This window comes from Polaromonas eurypsychrophila (assembly GCF_014641715.1).
Lineage (GTDB): Bacteria > Pseudomonadota > Gammaproteobacteria > Burkholderiales > Burkholderiaceae_C > Polaromonas > Polaromonas eurypsychrophila.
The window spans coordinates 255231-273979 of sequence record NZ_BMIG01000004.1; the positions used below are offsets into that span (position 1 = coordinate 255231).

The 18749-nt window shown below is 61.1% G+C and carries 17 protein-coding genes and 1 pseudogene; 9 read left to right on the plus strand and 9 right to left on the minus strand.

Annotated features, from left to right (window positions below; genetic code table 11):
• Positions 1–329: 329 nt before the first annotated feature.
• Complete coding sequence (ffh, locus tag IEX16_RS07805; protein ID WP_188707786.1) at positions 330–1688, minus strand: signal recognition particle protein; 1359 nt, start codon at positions 1686–1688, stop codon at positions 330–332.
• 85 nt (positions 1689–1773) lie between these two features.
• On the opposite strand from ffh, the gene IEX16_RS07810 reads away from it, so the two are divergent.
• The 9 genes from IEX16_RS07810 to IEX16_RS07845 all read left to right on the plus strand — a co-directional run bounded on the left by IEX16_RS07810 (position 1774) and on the right by IEX16_RS07845 (position 12040).
• Entirely contained in the window at positions 1774–2574 is an 801-nt protein-coding gene (locus IEX16_RS07810) for a cytochrome C assembly family protein (RefSeq protein ID WP_188707787.1), read from the plus strand.
• A complete protein-coding gene (locus IEX16_RS07815) occupies positions 2571–2816 on the plus strand; it encodes a PP0621 family protein (protein WP_188707788.1) in 246 nt (81 codons plus the stop codon). Before IEX16_RS07810 ends, IEX16_RS07815 begins: the two co-directional genes overlap by 4 nt.
• Positions 2817–2852: 36 nt before the next feature.
• Positions 2853–4574 carry a sensor histidine kinase gene (locus IEX16_RS07820; protein WP_188707789.1) on the plus strand — a complete coding sequence of 574 codons (1722 nt, stop codon included), beginning with the start codon at positions 2853–2855 and terminating at the stop codon, positions 4572–4574.
• A gap of 35 nt (positions 4575–4609) precedes the next feature.
• On the plus strand, positions 4610–6037 hold the full coding sequence (locus tag IEX16_RS07825) for a sigma-54-dependent transcriptional regulator (protein WP_188707790.1): 1428 nt from the start codon (positions 4610–4612) through the stop codon (positions 6035–6037).
• Positions 6038–6155: 118 nt separating this feature from the next.
• Positions 6156–6725, plus strand: a complete 570-nt coding sequence (ampD, locus tag IEX16_RS07830) for a 1,6-anhydro-N-acetylmuramyl-L-alanine amidase AmpD (protein WP_229676241.1) — start codon at positions 6156–6158, stop codon at positions 6723–6725.
• A 436-nt stretch (positions 6726–7161) separates the two neighbouring features.
• Entirely contained in the window at positions 7162–10065 is a 2904-nt protein-coding gene (locus IEX16_RS07835; RefSeq protein WP_188707792.1) for a ribonucleoside-diphosphate reductase subunit alpha, read from the plus strand.
• 140 nt (positions 10066–10205) lie between these two features.
• On the plus strand, positions 10206–11417 hold the full coding sequence (locus tag IEX16_RS07840; RefSeq protein ID WP_188707793.1) for a ribonucleotide-diphosphate reductase subunit beta: 1212 nt from the start codon (positions 10206–10208) through the stop codon (positions 11415–11417).
• 36 nt (positions 11418–11453) lie between these two features.
• A complete protein-coding gene (locus IEX16_RS20235) occupies positions 11454–11588 on the plus strand; it encodes a hypothetical protein (protein WP_268236606.1) in 135 nt (44 codons plus the stop codon).
• Positions 11589–11602: 14 nt separating this feature from the next.
• Positions 11603–12040: a histone H1-like DNA-binding protein gene (locus IEX16_RS07845; protein ID WP_188707875.1), complete on the plus strand. Its 438-nt coding sequence runs from the start codon at positions 11603–11605 to the stop codon at positions 12038–12040.
• A gap of 125 nt (positions 12041–12165) precedes the next feature.
• On the opposite strand, the gene IEX16_RS07850 is transcribed toward IEX16_RS07845, so the two are convergent.
• The 8 genes and pseudogenes from IEX16_RS07850 to IEX16_RS07880 all read right to left on the minus strand — a co-directional run bounded on the left by IEX16_RS07850 (position 12166) and on the right by IEX16_RS07880 (position 18632).
• On the minus strand, positions 12166–13068 hold the full coding sequence (locus tag IEX16_RS07850) for a carbohydrate kinase family protein (RefSeq protein ID WP_188707794.1): 903 nt from the start codon (positions 13066–13068) through the stop codon (positions 12166–12168).
• Between the two features lie 16 nt (positions 13069–13084).
• On the minus strand, positions 13085–13888 hold the full coding sequence (locus IEX16_RS07855) for a DUF3426 domain-containing protein (RefSeq protein ID WP_229676253.1): 804 nt from the start codon (positions 13886–13888) through the stop codon (positions 13085–13087).
• Positions 13889–14071: 183 nt separating this feature from the next.
• Positions 14072–14137: pseudogene (locus IEX16_RS20350) on the minus strand (zinc-ribbon domain-containing protein); the annotation flags it as partial.
• 68 nt (positions 14138–14205) lie between these two features.
• Positions 14206–15189: a 50S ribosomal protein L11 methyltransferase gene (locus IEX16_RS07860; protein ID WP_188707796.1), complete on the minus strand. Its 984-nt coding sequence runs from the start codon at positions 15187–15189 to the stop codon at positions 14206–14208.
• 164 nt (positions 15190–15353) lie between these two features.
• Positions 15354–16703 carry an acetyl-CoA carboxylase biotin carboxylase subunit gene (gene accC / locus IEX16_RS07865; protein WP_188707797.1) on the minus strand — a complete coding sequence of 450 codons (1350 nt, stop codon included), beginning with the start codon at positions 16701–16703 and terminating at the stop codon, positions 15354–15356.
• 7 nt (positions 16704–16710) lie between these two features.
• Complete coding sequence (gene accB / locus IEX16_RS07870) at positions 16711–17154, minus strand: acetyl-CoA carboxylase biotin carboxyl carrier protein (protein WP_188707798.1); 444 nt, start codon at positions 17152–17154, stop codon at positions 16711–16713.
• A gap of 336 nt (positions 17155–17490) precedes the next feature.
• On the minus strand, positions 17491–18027 hold the full coding sequence (locus tag IEX16_RS07875) for a TlpA family protein disulfide reductase (protein ID WP_229676242.1): 537 nt from the start codon (positions 18025–18027) through the stop codon (positions 17491–17493).
• A complete protein-coding gene (locus tag IEX16_RS07880) occupies positions 18024–18632 on the minus strand; it encodes a hypothetical protein (RefSeq protein WP_188707799.1) in 609 nt (202 codons plus the stop codon). The genes IEX16_RS07875 and IEX16_RS07880 overlap by 4 nt, the downstream gene beginning before the upstream one ends.
• Positions 18633–18749: the final 117 nt, after the last annotated feature.

Sequence of the window (18749 nt, forward strand, 5' to 3'; positions counted from 1 at the left end):
TTCTTTTGCGTCGCCAAAAGAAAAGTAAGCAAAAGAAAAGGCGACCCGATGGTCTGGGTCCTTCCGCTTCGCTCCAGGCAACCTGCGGTGCTCGTCAAAAGCGGGGTCTCGCTCGAACTCGGCTTCGCCTCAAACAATCGCGAGCCCTGATCCGCTTTTGCCTGCGCTCCTCGGCCCAGCACGACGGGTGGTGAACAACTGCGACACGGGGAGCCTTGACGCAATCACGGCAAATCGCAGGTGCCGCGTTCTGCTATTAATAAGAGAGCTTCTAGCGCACGTGGCGTAAGGGCTGGAGGCCTATTTTCTTCTTAAACCTCGGTGCATGCTTAAAACTTGGGCATGCCCTTCATGCCGCCCATGCGTTTCATCATCTTCATCATGCCTCCGCCCTTCATCTTTTTCATCATGCCCTGCATCTGCTCGAACTCGTTCAGAAGGCGGTTCACGTCCTGCACCTGCACACCCGAGCCGGCGGCGATGCGGCGCTTGCGGGTGGCCTTGATCAGTTCGGGCTTGCGGCGCTCCAGCGGGGTCATGCTCTGGATGATGCCTTCCTTGCGGCGAATGTCTTTTTCGGCCTTGTTCATGTCCACCTGGCCGGCCTTGGCCGCCATCTGCGCAGGCAGTTTTTCCAGCAGGCTGGACAGACCGCCCATGCTTTTCATCTGCTGCAACTGACTCAGGAAGTCATCAAGGTCAAAGCCGCTGCCGGACTTCATCTTGGCAGCGAGTTTTTGCGCCGCTTCCATGTCCACGCCGGCGGTGACCTGTTCGACCAGCGCCAAGATGTCGCCCATCCCGAGGATGCGTCCGGCATGGCGCTGGGCGTCGAAGACTTCGAGGCCGTCGATCTTCTCGCTGGTACCCGAGAACTTGATCGGTGCGCCAGTGATCTGCCGCACGCTGAGTGCTGCGCCACCGCGCGAGTCACCGTCAGTCTTGGTCAGGATGATGCCTGTCAGCGGCAGGGCTTCCTTGAAGGCTTTGGCCGTATTGATCGCGTCCTGGCCCTGCATCGCGTCGACGACAAACAGCGTCTCGACCGGATTGAGCACCGCATGCAGCGCCTTGATCTCGGCCATCAGCGCTTCGTCAATCGCCAGCCGGCCGGCGGTATCGACCAGCAGCACGTCAAAGAAGTGTTTGCGCGCATAGTCGAGCGCCGCCAGTGCGATGTCCACCGGCTTTTGCTCGGACGTGCTCGGAAACCACTCGGCACCGGCCTGTTTGGTCACGGTCTTGAGTTGCTCGATGGCTGCAGGACGGTACACGTCGCTCGAGACCGTGAGCACCTTTTTCTTGCGTTTTTCAATCAGGTGTTTGGCGAGTTTGGCGGTGGTGGTGGTCTTGCCAGCACCCTGCAGGCCAGCCATCAGGATCACGGCCGGCGGCTGGGCCGCCAGGTTGATGTCGCTGACGCCCTCGCCCATGGTCGCAGCGAGCTCGCGGTTGACGATGCTGACCAGCACCTGGCCGGGCGACAGCGAACTCATCACCTCCTGGCCCAGCGCCTTGTCCTTGACACGGGTGATGAAGTCGCGCACAACCGGCAGCGCCACGTCGGCTTCGAGCAGGGCCATGCGCACCTCGCGCAGCATGTCCTGCACATTGGACTCGGTGATGCGGGCCTGGCCTCGCATTTCCTTGACGAGGCGGGAAAGTTTGTCGGTAAGGGCAGAGGCCATGAGCAGGCTCCACAGTTGGAGCAAAAAGGAAGTGAAGGAAGAAATACAGGCCTGCGCAGCAGGCGGCTACAGCTAAACTGTAGCCATGATTTTAACTTTTAGCGCTGGGTGGGGTCTGGCGACGGCCATTGCCGCCGCGCTGGCCTACGCCGTGCTGGCGCTTGCAGCCCGGCGCCTGAGTGAAGCCAGCACACGCGCCTTGCTGTTTCTGGCCTGGTTGCTGCACGCACTGGCACTGGCTGACGGCCTGCTGGGCGAGCCGCCGCGCTTCGGTTTTGCACCGGCCCTGTCGATGACCGTCTGGCTGGTGCTCAGCGTCTATGCGGTGGAAAGCCGGTTGTTTCCGCAACTCAAGGCGCGCTGGGCGCTGGCCGGTCTGGGAACGGCGGCGGTGCTGTTGGCGCTGGTGTTTCCCGGCTCCAGCTACCACCTGATCGCCTCGCCCTGGTTGCCCCTGCACTGGGCGCTGGGTATTGCGTCGTATGGCCTGTTTGCCGCTGCCGTGGTGCACGGCGGGCTGATGAATCGGTCCGAACGCTCGATCCGCTCGGCGACGCAAGCGGACACTGGCGTGCCTTTGTTGACGCTGGAACGCCTGACTTTCCGGTTTGTGCAGGCGGGCTTTGTGCTGCTGACCGCTACGCTCGCGGTAGGCTGGTTGTTTGCCGAAACCCTGTATGGTCCCGGACTGGCCGGGCAGTGGAACCACAAGACGGTATTTTCAGTGCTGGCCTGGCTGACCTTTGCCGGCCTGCTGACGGGCCGGGCCCGACTGGGCTGGCGTGGTCGCAAGGCGGTGCGACTGCTGTATCTGGGCTCAGGCCTGCTGCTGCTCGGTTATGCGGGCTCGCGATTTGTGCTCGAAGTTGTTTTGAAGCGCGTATGAAATACCTAATCGTTTTTATGGTGGTGCTTGTCGGCGTCTGGTTATGGCGCAACAGCCGGCGCACCGAACTCCGCGAGAAAAAATTCAAGCCGCCGACAGCGCCAAACGTCGCTGGCCCCAAACAAGCCACCGAAGTGGTGGCTTGCACGGTCTGCGCCGTCCATCTGCCGCGCCCGGATGCCTTGCCTGGCAGTCGCGGCTTGTATTGCTGTGACGCGCATCGCCGGCAAGGCGAGGCCTAGGCCTAAAGCTTGCTCGCACGTGTGAACAGGCCCTCGATGAACACGTCTGCAGATTCCGGCAACTCCTGGTTTGGTCCGCCAGACAAACAACCGGGCGTCTGGGACTCCGGGCCGGCTGGCGAATCTTTTAGCCGGCTCTGGCGCGCCTTCATGACGGCTCGCGTCACCATTGCCAGTGTCTTGCTGGCTCTGCAGGCGTCCATTTACGCATTGGGGCAGCCGGTTCAGAAGGTCATGGTGCTGCTGTGCCTGGCTTATTTTTTCGCCACGCTGACGGTGCGCTTGTGGGCCAAGCCCAAGCCGCCGGGCAGCACCTTTGACACCCAATGGCTGTTCACGGTGGGGATTGATGTACTGGCATTTTCCGCCTTGAATTTTTGGCAGACTGGGGTGATCAACTACACCGCCTTATTTGCCTTGCCGGTGTTGCTGGCTTCCGTACTGGGACCGATTTTGCTGGCGCTGGGCACCGCCGCCAGCGTCACGCTGCTGCTGCTGACCGATGCCTGGTGGTTGTCTTTGCAAGCTGAAGGCGAATCCGCCTCCCGCTTTCTGCAGGCCGGTCTGAGCGGCTCCGGGTTCTTTGCGGTGGCGTTGCTGGCCAACCAACTGGCTTTGCGTTTGTCCAGGGAGGAGCAGCGGGCTTACAGCAGCCAGTCGGTTGCGCGGATGCAGACGCAGGTCAATGAACTGGTGATCGACACACTGGTCGATGGTGTGCTGGTGATCGACACCAACGGCATCGTGCGTGCGGCCAATCCGGCCTCTCGTCGCCTGTTGACTGCGCAGGGCGAAGCGCGTGCTGCTCCCTTCGTGCTCGCTGCGGAAGTGGCGTGGCAGCCCCTGGCCGAACTGGCTCACCGGACCTTTGAGCGGCAAACGCCGCAGCAGGCCGATGTGGGGCTGGGACATGCCTCGCGCCATGCCAGGCGCCTGCAGGTGCGCACGCGCCTGGCGGCCTCGCGCGACGGCTCGCGCGAAAGCTTGTGTGTGATGTTCCTGGAAGACCTCCGGGAAATGGAGGCCAGGGTCCGCACTGAAAAAATGGCCGCCATGGGGCGCATGTCGGCGGCCGTTGCCCACGAAATCCGCAACCCGCTGGCAGCCATCACCCAGGCCAATGCTTTGCTTGAAGAAGACTTGCAGGACGCTGGGCATCGGCAGCTGACAGGCATGGTCGCGCAGAACGCCCATCGCCTGGCACGTATTGTTGAGGAAATCCTCAACCTCTCGCGCGTACAGGAACAGGCACCCCAGGTGCAGACGCGCGCGCTGCGGCTTGACGACATGATGCAGCGGATCTGCGCAGATTGGGCGCAACAAAACACGGCCAGTCACCGGCTGCGGGTGCAGCCGGGCACCGGCCAGAGTGCGATTTTGTTCGAGGCCGAACACCTGCGGCGCCTGCTGGTCAACCTTCTGGACAATGCCTTGCGTTATGCCAGCCCTGCCGCCGACGCCATCCAGGTGTCCACCGATGCGGCTTCTGGGCAAGTGCGGCTGCTGGTCTGGAGCGATGGACAGCCGCTTGAAAAAACTGTGCAGGCGCATTTGTTCGAGCCCTTCTTTTCTTCAGAAAGCCGTTCCAGCGGACTGGGCCTGTATATCTGCAGAGAGCTGTGTGAGCGCCACGGCGCCCTGGTGGGTTACCAGCGGGTGGCGCGCGGGCGGGTCGAGGGCAACGAGTTTTTTGTCATCTTCAAACCCGCAGCCGCCGACATGGCGCTGTCGCCGGGCGCTATCGACACGCTGTTTTGACGCCCCCGCTATTCTGTTAAAAACACGAAACGCCCATGAGCACCCCTAATCAGGCCCACATACTGGTGATCGACGACGAGCCGGACCTGCGCACCCTCTACGAGTTGACCTTGCTGCGCGAAGGTTACCGGGTAGAGGCCGCTGCCGATCTGGCGCAAGCCCGCGTCCAGTTGCAGGAGCGACGCTTTGACGCCGTGATCACCGACATGCGTTTGCCCGACGGCCTGGGTCTGGAATTGCTGCGCGAGATGGTGCGCCAGCAGCGGCCTGAGCGCTGCGTTGTAATCACCGCCCATGGGTCTGCCGAAAACGCGGTGGAGGCACTCAAAGCCGGTGCCTTTGACTACCTGACCAAGCCGGTGGATCTCAAGCAATTTCGCAGCGTGGTGGCCTCGGCCATCCAGACGCCGGCCCGTAGCGGACTGCCTGTGGGCAGCGAAAGGGCAAAGCCAAACCCCGATGTCGCCGCCGTCCCAGCCCACAGAGTGGCCAGTCCTGGCGACGGGTCGCCGACTTTGCAACGCTTGGTTGGCGAGTCGGGCGTGATGCAGGCTGTCAAGGCCCGCATCGTTAAGGTGGCTGGCAGCATGGCGCCGGTGCTGATCCAGGGGGAATCCGGCACTGGCAAGGAACTTGTCGCGCGAGCTGTGCATGACTGCAGCCATCGCGTGGCCGGACCTTTTGTCGCGGTCAATTGCGGCGCCATCCCCGAGAACCTGCTCGAAGCCGAGTTTTTTGGCGCCCGGAAAGGCGCTTACACCGGCTCGACGCAGGACCGCCAGGGTTATTTCCAGGCGGCCAAGGGCGGCACCTTGTTTCTTGACGAAATCGGAGACCTGCCGCTGGCCATGCAGTCCAAACTGTTGCGCGCGATCCAGGAGCGGGTGGTCCGGCCGCTGGGCTCGGCGCAGGAGGACACGGTGGACGTGCGTGTTGTCAGCGCCACCCACAAGGACCTAGGCGCTGCTGTGGCTTCCGGGCACTTTCGCCAGGACCTGTATTACCGGCTCAACGTGATCGAAATCCAGGTGCCGGCGCTGCGAGATCGCCGCGAAGACCTGCCGGTGCTGTGCCAGGACTTGTTGGGCCGGATTTGCAGGGAGTCGGGTCTGCCTGTTCCCGACCTTTCCGCCCAGGCTCTGGCGCGCCTGCAGTCGCATCCTTTCAAGGGCAATGTGCGGGAGCTGGAAAACATGCTGCACCGCGCGGTTGCACTGGGCGAAAGCAACGACCTGCACATGGCCCTGCCGACGGTGGAGCATGTGGTGACGGTACCGGACAACCTGCAGGATTTTCTGGACGCACAGGAGCGTGGCATCCTGACCAAGGTGCTGCAGGAAACCGGCTTCAACCGAACCGCTGCGGCAGCCAAGCTGGGCATCAGTCTGCGCCAGATGCGCTACCGCATCGCCCGACTGGACATCGTCACTCCTAACAGTGATGACGTGGTCGATGAGCCCTAGTGAGTGGTCAATCCCGGGTTCCGCCGACGGGCTGTCCCTGGGCGGAACAGCCCCTCTTTCTGGTGCAAGGGGCGGCGAAGCGCCGCAAGCCCACGAAGTGGCAAGCGTGGGGGCTGGTGTGCAATCACTCTGGCAACAGGGCTGGTACCGGTACGCGCGGCGACTGGCGTCACCGAATTTTGGCCCCCGCCCCGATGGCGCATTGATCGACCTGATCGTGATCCACTCCATCAGCCTGCCGCCCGGCGCATACGGGACCGGGCAAGTTCAAAAGCTGTTCAGCAATGAACTCGACTGGGATACTCATCCCTACTTCCAGAGCATACGGGGGCTGCAGGTGTCCTCGCACTTCTTCATCACCCGTGATGGTCAGCTATGGCAATTCGTCAGTTGCGACCAGCGCGCGTGGCACGCGGGCGAGTCGAGCTACCGTGGCCGCAGCAATTGCAACGACGACTCGATAGGCATTGAGCTGGAAGGCCTGGATGGTGGGCTGTTTGAAGCCGCCCAGTATGAAACGCTGGCAAGCATCTGTGCGGCGCTGTTGCGTCACTACCCGGTGCAGCACCTGGCCGGTCACCAGCACATTGCAGGCGGCCGCAAGCTCGATCCGGGTGCCGGGTTCGACTGGCCGCAGTTGCAAGCGTCGCTGGGTTTGTCGGCTAAGTGTTTTCCCGCGGGTGACTGAAGCGGTTCACATCTCGAAAACACACCAACAGGGTGCAGGGAAAAATCTAGCAGCACTTCCGGCGCCCTCGCTGCGGCATCGAGACGCCCAACAGAATCAATGCTGTTGCGGCTTGCAGGCCTGTTTTGTTCATCCCTGTGCGTCCCGGTCATAGCGCCGCAAGCTGTCGCACCGCGACCCAAAATGGGCATTATTTACAGGCCAAAAAAGCTACATAACGTAACGCCAAGAAAAGCAGGCGATACACTACCTGTAGTGCTTGAAATCACTCCAGACCCTAGGTATAGTGTCTGAGCCCTACATTAATTTGATGCATTTCGGGGCACCGCAACCCAAGGAACAGCAGCCAAACGCGTCCGCCACAGGCAACCGTCAGCCTTCCCCCTTTGCCCTGAACCCGTCAAACGCTTCTAACAACAAAACATAACGAGGAACCATGCAAACAGCCCAACATGCAACACCCGCCGCCGGCATGCCGATGACCCCCCAGTCCGGCAGCAACAACGCCCAGCCCAATCCCCTGACCCACTACCAGATCATTCGCCGCAACGGCGCAGTGGTGCCTTTCGAGCCGAACAAAATTGCTGTCGCGATGATGAAAGCCTTCCTGGCGGTGCATGGCACCCAGGGTGCGGCGTCGGCCAGCGTGCGCGAAACCGTGGACGGCCTGACCCAGGCCGTGATGCGCGCACTGATGCGTTCGCGTCCGGGCGGCGGCACCTTTCATATAGAAGACGTGCAGGACCAGGTCGAACTGGGCCTGATGCGCGGCGGCCACCATGAAATCGCCCGCGCCTATGTGCTGTACCGCGAGAAGCGCACGCAGGAACGCGCACGCCAGCCACAAACGCCGGCTTCCCAGGCGCCACAACTGCATGTGATCGACGGCGGCAAGAAAGTCGCGCTCGACCTGGGCAGATTGCAGGCCCTGATCGAGGCGTCCTGCGCCGGCCTGGGCGCAGAGATCAAGCCCGCCCCCATCGTTGCGGAGACCATGCGCAACCTGTACGACGGCGTGCCTATCGACGAGGTGTACAAGGCCTCCATCCTGGCGGCCCGAACTCTGATCGAAAAAGACCCGGACTACACCTATGCCACCGCGCGCCTGCTGCTGCACACCATCCGCCGCGAAGTGCTGGGCGAGGAAGTTGTTCAGGAGGACATGGGCACGCGTTACGCCGAGTACTTCCCGCAATTCATCGCCAAGGGCGTGGCCAACGAGTTGCTCGATGAAAGATTGCAGCAGTTCGACCTGGTTCGCCTGGGCGCCGCGCTCAAGCCCGAGCGCGACCTGAAGTTTGACTACCTCGGCCTGCAGACCCTGTTCGACCGTTACTTCCTGCATGTGCGCAAGCAGCGCATCGAGCTGCCGCAGGCGTTTTTCATGCGCGTGGCCATGGGTCTGTCACTCGACGAAATCGACCGCGAAGCGCGCGCCATCGAGTTCTACGAAATCATGTCCTCCTTCGACTTCATGTCGAGCACGCCTACCTTGTTCAACGCCGGCACGCTGCGCTCACAGTTGTCGTCCTGCTACCTGACCACGGTGGCCGACGACCTGGGCGGCATTTATGACGCCATCAAGGAAAACGCGCTGCTGTCGAAGTTCGCCGGTGGTCTGGGCAACGACTGGACGCCAGTGCGCGCCCTGGGCGCCCACATCAAGGGCACCAACGGCGAGTCGCAGGGGGTTGTGCCTTTCCTGAAGGTCGTCAACGACACCGCCGTGGCGGTCAACCAAGGCGGCAAGCGCAAGGGCGCGGTCTGCGCCTACCTGGAAACCTGGCACCTGGACATCGAGGAGTTTCTGGAGCTGCGCAAAAACACCGGCGACGACCGCCGCCGCACGCACGACATGAACACCGCCAACTGGATTCCCGACCTGTTCATGCGCCGCGTCATGGAAAAAGGTAGCTGGACGCTGTTCTCGCCATCGGACACACCGGACCTGCACGACAAGTTCGGTATCGAGTTCGAAAAAGCCTACGTGGCTTATGAGACCAAAGCCGAGCGCGGCGAGATCAAGCCCTCCCGCAAGCTGCAGGCCATCGACATGTGGCGCAAGATGCTCTCGATGCTGTTCGAAACCGGCCACCCCTGGATCACCTTCAAGGATGCCTGCAATGTGCGCTCGCCCCAGCAGCACGTCGGCGTTGTCCATTCGTCCAACCTGTGCACCGAGATCACGCTCAACACCAGCGACACCGAAACCGCGGTCTGCAACCTCGGCTCCGTGAATCTGGTCCAGCACCTGAAAGACGGCGCCGTCGATCATGAGAAGCTCAAGAAGACCATCACCACGGCCATGCGCATGCTGGACAACGTGATCGACATCAATTACTACGCGGTCAAGAAGGCCCGTGACTCCAACATGCGCCATCGCCCGGTGGGGTTGGGCATCATGGGGTTCCAGGACTGCCTGTACGAGCTGCGCATCCCCTACGCGTCGGACGCCGCCGTCGAGTTTGCCGACAAGTCCATGGAAGCGGTCTGCTACCACGCCTACTGGGCCTCCACCGAACTCGCCAAAGAGCGTGGCAAATACACCAGCTATAAAGGGTCGCTCTGGGACCAAGGCATCCTGCCGCTGGACACCCTGGACATGCTGGCCAAGGAGCGCGGCGGTTATTTGGAAGTGGACCGTTCGATGACCCTGGACTGGGATGCGCTGCGTCAGAAAATCGCCAAAGACGGCATGCGCAACTCCAACTGCGTGGCCATCGCCCCCACGGCCACCATCTCCAACATCATTGGCGTCGACGCCTGCATCGAACCCTGCTTTGGCAACCTGTCGGTCAAGTCCAACCTGTCCGGCGAGTTCACGGTCATCAACCATTACCTGGTGCGTGACCTCAAGCGCCTGGGCCTGTGGGACGACGTGATGGTGGTGGACCTCAAACACTTTGACGGATCGCTGCGCCCGATTGACCGCGTGCCGCAGGACATCAAGGCGTTGTACGCCACCGCGTTTGAAGTCGATGCGACCTGGCTGGTCGAGGCCGCGTCGCGTCGGCAGAAGTGGATTGACCAGGCGCAGTCGCTCAACATCTACATGGCCGGCGCCTCGGGAAAGAAGCTCGACGACACCTACAAGCTGGCATGGCTGCGCGGGTTGAAGACCACCTACTACCTGCGTACCATGAGCGCCACGCACGCGGAAAAGTCCACCGTGAAAGCCGGCAAGATGAATGCGGTCGCTTCGGGCAACACCGACGACACCGGCAGCATGAACGCACTCGATGCAGCAGCGGCAACAGCGCAGGCGCAGATGGATGCATCGCCTGCCACCGACATCAAGTTCTGTGCGATCGATGATCCAGGTTGCGAGGCTTGCCAATAACAAAACACACAACGGATCGCGGCACTGAAAAATGCAGTGCCCGATTCGATGTAATTGAGCAACACTAATTTATAGCGATGTGAATGAACACTTTTCATTTTGTATCGCTGCTTTCATAATCCAACTTATTGGAAACATCTATGTTGACTTGGGACGAAGAAGCCAAACCATCGTTGCAAAAATCTTTGACCAGCGGCTTGCCTGAAGGTCGCTCGATGGAGCTTCCGCCTCTTTCCTCAGTGCAATCTCAAGCAGCGCCCCGCATGCTTGACGACAGTGCACTGATCTCCACGCAGACACGTACCGCTGCTCCTGCAGCCGTCACGCCGACCGCACACCGCGTCAAGGCCGCTGATAAACGCATCATCAATGGCCAGACCGATGTGAACCAGCTGGTTCCGTTCAAGTACAAATGGGCCTGGGAAAAATACCTGGCCAGTTGCGCCAACCACTGGATGCCGCAGGAAGTGAATATGACGCGAGACATCGCGCTGTGGAAAGACCCGAACGGCCTGACCGAAGACGAACGCCGCCTGGTCAAGCGCAACCTCGGCTTCTTTGTCACCGCCGACTCGCTGGCCGCCAACAATATTGTGCTGGGCACCTACCGCCACATCACGGCGCCCGAGTGCCGCCAGTTCCTGCTGCGTCAGGCCTTTGAAGAAGCCATCCACACCCACGCCTACCAGTACATCACTGAGTCGCTGGGCCTGGACGAAAGCGAAATCTTCAACGCCTACAACGAAGTGCAGTCGATCAGGGACAAGGACCAGTTCCTGATCCCTTTCATCGACGCGATTTCGGATCCCAACTTCAAGACCGGCACCCAGGAGTCCGACCAGACCCTGCTCAAGTCACTGATCGTATTTGCCTGCCTGATGGAAGGCCTGTTCTTTTATGTCGGCTTCACCCAGATTCTGGCGCTGGGCAGACAGAACAAGATGACAGGCGCGGCCGAGCAGTACCAGTACATCCTGCGCGACGAGTCGATGCACTGCAACTTCGGCATCGACCTGATCAATCAGCTCAAACTTGAAAACCCGCTGCTCTGGACCGCCGACTTCAAGGCCGAGATCAAGGCCCTGTTCCTCAAGGCGGTCGAACTCGAATACCGCTACGCCGAAGACACCATGCCACGCGGCGTGCTGGGCCTGAACGCTTCCATGTTCAAGGGCTACCTGCGCTATATCGCCAACCGCCGGGCCACGCAGATCGGTCTGGAGACGCTGTTTCCGAACGAGGAAAACCCGTTCCCGTGGATGAGCGAGATGATCGACCTGAAAAAAGAACGCAACTTTTTTGAAACCCGCGTGATTGAGTACCAGTCCGGTGGCGCTCTTTCCTGGGATTGACAAGGCTGCAGCCACACAATGACTTCAAGAATTGCAATGACCAGCGACGCTGCCGAAGAGTGCGCGCTGGGCTTTGCTCCTGTGTTCGTGGCGCTGGGCACGGTTATCCGTCCGCCCAACGCCGTGAATCGCTTCGCGTACTCCAACCGTGAAGTGCTCTTTGCAATGTGATCAAGGAGAAAACTATGGCAACTGCGAAAAAACCTGCGGCAAAAAAAGCTGCTCCGAAGAAAGCCCCTGCTAAAAAAGTAGCGGCTAAAAAAGCCCCGGCCAAAAAAGCGCCAGCGAAAAAAGTAGCAGCTAAAAAAGCTCCTGCGAAAAAAGCGCCAGCGAAAAAAGCCCCGGCCAAAAAAGTAGCGGCCAAAAAGCCAGCTGCTAAAAAAGCAACGGCTAAAAAGCCTGCGGCCAAGAAAGTAGCGAAAAAAGCGCCAGCGAAGAAAGCTGCTGCGAAGAAACCCGCTGCCAAGAAGCCTGCCGCCAAGAAAGCAGCGAAAAAGCCCGCTGCGAAGAAAGCCGCGAAAAAACCCGCTGCCAAAGCACCTGGCGCACCGGCTGCCCCTGCGGCTCAGACTACTCTGAACCCGCAAGCTGCCTGGCCGTTTCCGACAGCCAGCAAGCCGTAAGCAATAAGGTACTTTTGCTTAAAGCCCGGTATCGCAAGATACCGGGCTTTTTCTTTGGGAAATCGTTGGGCGGCAGCGTCGATCTGCTATCGAGTCAATAGCTGAATATGCCCGCCAATCATGGGCTACAGGCCAGTTTGTTTCTCACTCAGGGTGTAATTCTGGCCGCCGCGGTAGGCGATCTTGTGCGCACCGACACGGTTGCCAAGCTCGGCGCAACGCGCCAGCGGCCAACGCTTTTCGAGACCGAACAGCAGCGCGCCGCGAAACGCATCGCCGCATCCGGTCGGGTCCACCACTTCAGCGGCCTTAACCGGTGGCACCAGAGTTTTCTCACCGGCCACCCAGACTTCGCAGCCTTCGGCTCCGAGGGTAACGATGAGACCCTCAACACATTTTGACAAGTTCGCAATCGACAGGCCGGTGCGGTCACAAAGCAGCTTGGCTTCGTAGTCGTTCACGGCCACCCAGGTTGCCAGCTCGACAAAGTGCGCCAGGTCCTTGCCGTCAAACATCGGCAGGCCCTGGCCCGGATCAAAAACGAAAGGAATACCGGCCGCCTTGAACTGCTCTGCATGCTGGAGCATGGCATCGCGCCCGTCCGGGGAGATGATGCCGATGTTGATGTCAGCCCGCGCCGCGATTTGTGTGGTGTGGGCTTGTCCCATGGCACCGGGATGGAAGGCCGTGATCTGGTTGTTGTCACGGTCCGTCATGATCATGGCCTGTGCCGTGTAGGCACCTTCCACCTCGCGGACAAATTCGGTGCTGATGCCCAGCGTGTCCAGCCGCGCAACATACTCGGCGCCGTCGCTGCCGACGGTGGCCATGGGCAGCGGGGTGCCGCCGAGCTGCTTGAGGCTGTAGGCGATATTGCCGGCACAGCCACCAAACTCTCGGCGCAGGGCCGGCACCAGAAAAGACACGTTGAGGATGTGCAACTGGTCGGGCAGGATTTGCTCGGCAAAACGACCCTCGAAGGTCATGATGGTGTCAAAGGCCAGGGAACCACAAATCACAGCAGGCATGAAGGTCTCGATTCAGTCAGGGATAAAAAGCAAGGACGCGGTAGCCGGCAATCCGCAGCGGGGCCGAAGGCCTTGGATCTGCCGGCGTTCTGGCGCCGGCTACGGGTGCCGGCGAAGGGGTTGAAATACCAATGGCCAACAGGCCTGAAAATTCTGCGCCTGCCGCCAGGGTGTCGGCGTCAGCGCCGAGTTCGCCTGGCGCCAGCACGCGTCGCAGCAGGGCTTGGTCCTGGCTGTCGGTCAAGGTCAGCTCCAGTGAGGGCATGGCCAGTGTCACGCTGCCGGTGTTTTTAATCACCACCTTGAGGCGGTAGGTGTCCGGGCCGATTTTATTGAAGGACGAGCTGTCGATCACGATGGACTCGATTTGCCGCAGTGGCTGGATCTCGCAACGCAGATAAACACACAAGGTCTGAAAGCTGGCGTTGAGCCCAGGTTGCCAGGCGGCCAGCGCGCTTCTCTGGAAAAGCGTCACCTGCAGCAACAGGCCGAACAGCAGCACCAGCGCGGCCGCGCCCAGCGCCCAGCGCATGGCCGGCCGCCGCCAGAAGGCCTGACGCCTGGCGTCTCGCACAAAAGAGACATCCTGCTGGGGCGGGTGAGGCGCTTCGAATTCGTTGAAGCTGCTGTCTTCGGGCGCCTCGCGCGCCGGCGCGTCTGGCAGCACATACCCATCGGGGCTGAGCGAGGACGCGAACACCTCGGCCGCAAGATCGGGTGGCATGGACACCTGGACTTCTGGCAGGGACAGCGGCGCCAGGGGCGGCGCGGTCCGTACGGGGGCGGCGGGAGATTCCGCCGTTTCAGGCGCCAGCAGCATGGTTGCCAGCGGAGCAACAGGTCCGCTGCCGGTGAGGTCTGCTGCCGATGATGATCCAGTGTCAGCCGTCGAAGATGACGAAGCGGGAGACGGGGGGGCGGAAGGGGTTGCGCGCGGTTGCAAATGGGCCGCAGCATCGAAGACTTCGGAGCACTGACCGCAACGCACCCATCCCTGGGAAATTTTGAGTTGGTCGGCCACGACTTTGAACATCGTGCCGCAGGCAGGACAGCGCGTAATCAGGCTCATGTAGCGCTGTATTGTAAAGCGGGGACGCTGCCAGCAATCAGCCTGGGCGATCACGCAACGCAGGGAGGTCAGAGCCTTGCGGTCATCAGGATCCAGCCATCTTCCTGGTCGCTCACTTGCAGCTGGCAATAAGGCGCATAAGCCGCTTTGAGCTCGTCGGCCTGCCGCTCCAGGATGCCCGCCAGCACCAGCGAGCCACCGGGTGCCACGCGCGAACACAGCAGCGGAGCCAGCACCTTGAGCGGCGTCGCCAGAATATTGGCCAACACGGTCTGGTAAGCGCCATTGACCTTGTCGGGCAAGCCGGCATTCAGCGCCACATGGTTGGCTTCGGCATTGGCCAGGGTGGACTGCACCGCGGCTTCGTCAATATCCACCGCGTCGATCGCAGAAGCCCCGAATTTGGCGGCGCCTATTGCCAGGATACCGGAGCCGCAGCCATAGTCGAGGACGCGGCCCAGAGGCTTACGCCGGGGAGCCACATCCGGTACGACGGAATTTTTCGATGAGCCGCCCCTAGGAAAATTAGCACCCTCGGGGGGCAGCGAGGACACGCCAGTGCCGAGCTTGGGGGCACCAGCTATCCAGCGCAGACACATGCGTGTGGTTGGATGAGTGCCGGTTCCGAACGCCAGGCCCGGATCAAGCCGGATCACTTGCGTGGCCTGGGTCGGCGGCTCGTGCCAGGTCGGCACGATCCAAAACGCCGGCGTGATTTCGACCGGCGCGAACTGCGACTGCGTCAGGCGTACCCAGTCCTGCTCGGCCACCGCCTGGATGGCAACGACCTGGCAAGCGGCAAAAAAATCCTGCGCACTCAGCAAGGTTGCGGCCTCACGCGCCAGCGCCTCGCTGTCAAACAGCGACACCACGCGGGAACGCTCCCACCCGGCTTTTGGCGGCGGCATGCCAGGCTCGCCGAACAGTGCCTGCTCGGCAGGTGTCTGTGCGTCAGCGTCTTCCACCGACACGCTGAGCGCGTCTAGCGCATCGAGCGCATCGCTGACGGTTTCGACCTGGTCGGCCGGGGCCAGCAGAATCAGTTCAAACATGATGCATCGCCTTAATGAGGAAGCGCCGTTGCCAAATACTCTTCTTCAAGCAGGGGCCGCGGTCCGGCTCCGCCGGCCGCAAGGCGCAGCGCCCCTTTTCCATTCAAGGGGCAGCGAATCGCCGCAGGTACACGAAGTGGGGAGCGTGGGGGTTGGGTGACCGCTCAGCGGTCACGCTTTGACAGCCACTCTTCGAGGTAATGGATGTTGGTGCCGCCGTCCATGAACTTGGCGTCCACCATCAGCTCGCGATGCAGCGGGATGTTGGTGTTGATGCCCTCGACCACGGTTTCGGCCAGCGCCGTGCGCATACGGGCCAGTGCCTGCTCGCGTGTGTCGCCGTGAACAATGATCTTGCCGATCATCGAGTCGTAGTTGGGCGGCACGAAGTAATTGGCGTAGATGTGCGAATCGACCCGCACACCCGGGCCGCCGGGCGTATGCCAGGTCGTGATGCGCCCCGGCGAGGGGATGAACTTGTAGGGGTCTTCCGCGTTGATGCGACACTCGATCGCGTGGCCTTTGATCTGGATGTCGCGTTGGGCGAAGGGCAGCTTTTCGTTGGCCGCCACCATGATCTGAGTCTTCACGATATCAATGCCGGTGATCCACTCGGTCACCGGGTGTTCGACCTGCACGCGCGTGTTCATCTCGATGAAGTAAAACTCGCCGTTTTCGTAGAGGAACTCGAAGGTGCCAGCGCCGCGGTAGCCGATTTTTTTCACGGCTGCGACGCAGCGATCACCAACGCGCTCGATCAGCTTGCGCGGGATGCCCGGCGCCGGGCCTTCCTCGATGACTTTCTGGTGGCGGCGCTGCATCGAACAGTCACGCTCGCCCAGCCAGACCGCATTTTTGTGCTGGTCGGCCAGGATCTGGATCTCGATGTGGCGCGGGTTCTGCAGGAATTTTTCCATGTAGACCTCGGGGTTGCCAAAGGCCGCCCCGGCTTCGGCCTTGGTGGTCTGCACCGCGTGCAGCAGCGCCGCCTCGGTGTGTACCACGCGCATGCCGCGCCCGCCGCCGCCGCCTGCCGCCTTGATGATGACCGGGTAGCCGACCTGCTTGGCCGTGCGCTTGATCACCACCGGGTCATCCGGCAAGGCGCCTTCAGAGCCGGGTACGCAGGGCACGCCGGCCTTGATCATGGTTTGTTTGGCCGAAACCTTGTCACCCATGATGCGGATGGACTCAGGCGTCGGGCCAATAAACTTGAAGCCGCTTTTTTCCACACGTTCGGCAAAGTCGGCGTTTTCGCTCAGGAAACCGTAACCTGGGTGAATCGCCTCGGCGTCGGTGACTTCGGCGGCCGAGATGATGGCCGGCATGTTGAGGTAACTCAGCGCCGACGGCGCCGGGCCTATACACACCGACTCGTCGGCCAGCTTGATGTATTTGGCCTCGCGGTCGGCTTCCGAATAAACCATCACGGCCTTGACGCCGAGTTCGCGGCAGGCGCGCTGGATCCGCAGGGCGATTTCGCCCCGGTTGGCGATCAGTATCTTTTTGAACATGCGGCAATTACTCAATCATGAAGAGCGGCTGTCCGTATTCCACCGCCTGGCCGTTCTCGCACAGGATGCGTGTGACAGTGCCGGATTTGTCGGCTTCGATCTCGTTGAGGATTTTCATGGCCTCGATGATGCAGATGGTCTCGCCTTCCTTGACCTGGCTGCCAACTTCCACATAAGCCTTGGCGCCTGGGCTGGCCGAACGGTAGAAAGTGCCGACCATCGGCGACTTGACGGCGTGGCCGGCCGGAGCGGCGGCCTCCGCGACTGCTGGCGCAGCAGCAAGTGGCGCCGCAATTTGCGTAGCGGGCACCATCGCTGCTTGCTGCATCACCATGGGCGCTCCGCCGGACTTGACGATGCGAACTTTGCCCTCGGCTTCGGTGATCTCGAGTTCGGACACATTGGACTCTGAGACGAGGTCGATCAGGGTCTTGAGTTTTCTTAAATCCATGGGGAAGCTCCAACGACGGTAGACGGGCATGAGGTTTAGCGAAGCGATTTGCACCTAAGCTCCGCTTTTTACACCTTTTATCGCCTAAAAATCACTTAAATTTATGAACCTGGCACCAAGCCAATTTGGGAAAGGGCGAAGTCTACCCTATCCGCTTGATGTTTTCGGTTAACAAGCTGCGCCGGATGTCCGCCACGGAAACCGTCGACGACCGTTCGCAAGTGGTCGCAATTCGGTGGAAAGTTCGTCAAAATTTATAAAAATTGCTTATTTGTGGTCAAGTTCGTATGTTTTACGTTCGAGGCTGATTGCACGGCATGAGGCATGAGGCTCAAATCACGTGAGCTGCGACCACTGTGCAAGATCCTCGGGCAACACCTTGCCACTTTTGCGATGCAGCAGCTGGCCGGACGCACCAAACACCACGGTGAACGGCAAGCCGCCCGCCAGGTTGCCAAGTGATTTGCTAAGTTCCGTTCCCTGCAGCCCGGCCATGACCACTGGAAAACCCAGGGGCTTGCGCTGCAGCCAGGTGCGCACTGCACTCGGCTGGTCCACCGCCAGACCTAGAACCTGCCAGTTCCTGGCCCGGTTGTCGGTGTGAAACCGGTCGATCAACGGCAACTCTTCGATACAAGGCGGGCACCAGGTCGCCCAGAAATTAACCAGCAAGGGCTTGCCGGCAAAGCCTGCCATCGGCAGGGGCGCGCCGTCGGGGGTGTCGAAACTCTGTTGCCAGAAAGCCTGCAGCGCAGGGTCTTGCACTGCGGCGGTGGCTGGGCCATGCGGCCGGATTTGCCACCAGGCCACACCGGCGCCGGCCAGGGCTGCGGCAGCCGCCGTGCCGGCATATATCAAATTTCTGCGTTTCAAGAAGAAGACTCCAGCGGGGATATCAGCAATTTTTGCACGTCTGCGAGGTCCCCACGCGGCTTGCGGCCTTTGCCGTCGGGTCGCAGCGCGCCGCGCAGGTCGTCATGGTCGTAAACCATGAGGTGTACACCCACCGGCTCCTTGAGGCCGGAGCAGAAGCTGCTCAGGCTCAGGGCCTCGACCTTCTCGCCGGTGAAGCCTGTCACGGTGCGCGGTTCGTAGTCCACCTGGTGGTCAATCAGCGCGATTTCAGCTGACTTGGAGTCATCGCAGAACAACTGGATATAAATGTCCGAGAGCCGTGTGGCCGTTCCGTGCCAGACGGCGCCGCCCAGGTAGGGGCGAAAGCTGGCCATGCGCTCCATCCAGGTCAGGGCCAGCTCGCGCAGGGCCTGCAGTTCGCCAGGCTGGGTGTCAGCGCAAAAAATCGCGATGTATTCATGCACCGCGTCTTCCACCTCGTCATTGCCCGGCAGCTCGCTGCGCGCAGGCAGGCCCATCTGTTTGACGGCACGGTGTTTGGCTGGGCCGTATTCGAGCCCCTCCTCTATGATCAGGGCAGCGGCAGCGGCAGCGATTTCCAGCTTCAGGGGGGTCGGGTTCACGGTTGATGGTTTGCAGGAGCGAAGATGTGACTCTACAGGGATGGAGATGCTGGCCGGCGTTAAAGTTGCAAAGTCCGGGCGGTAGCTGGGTCTACTATCAATTTCATAGCTGGATGG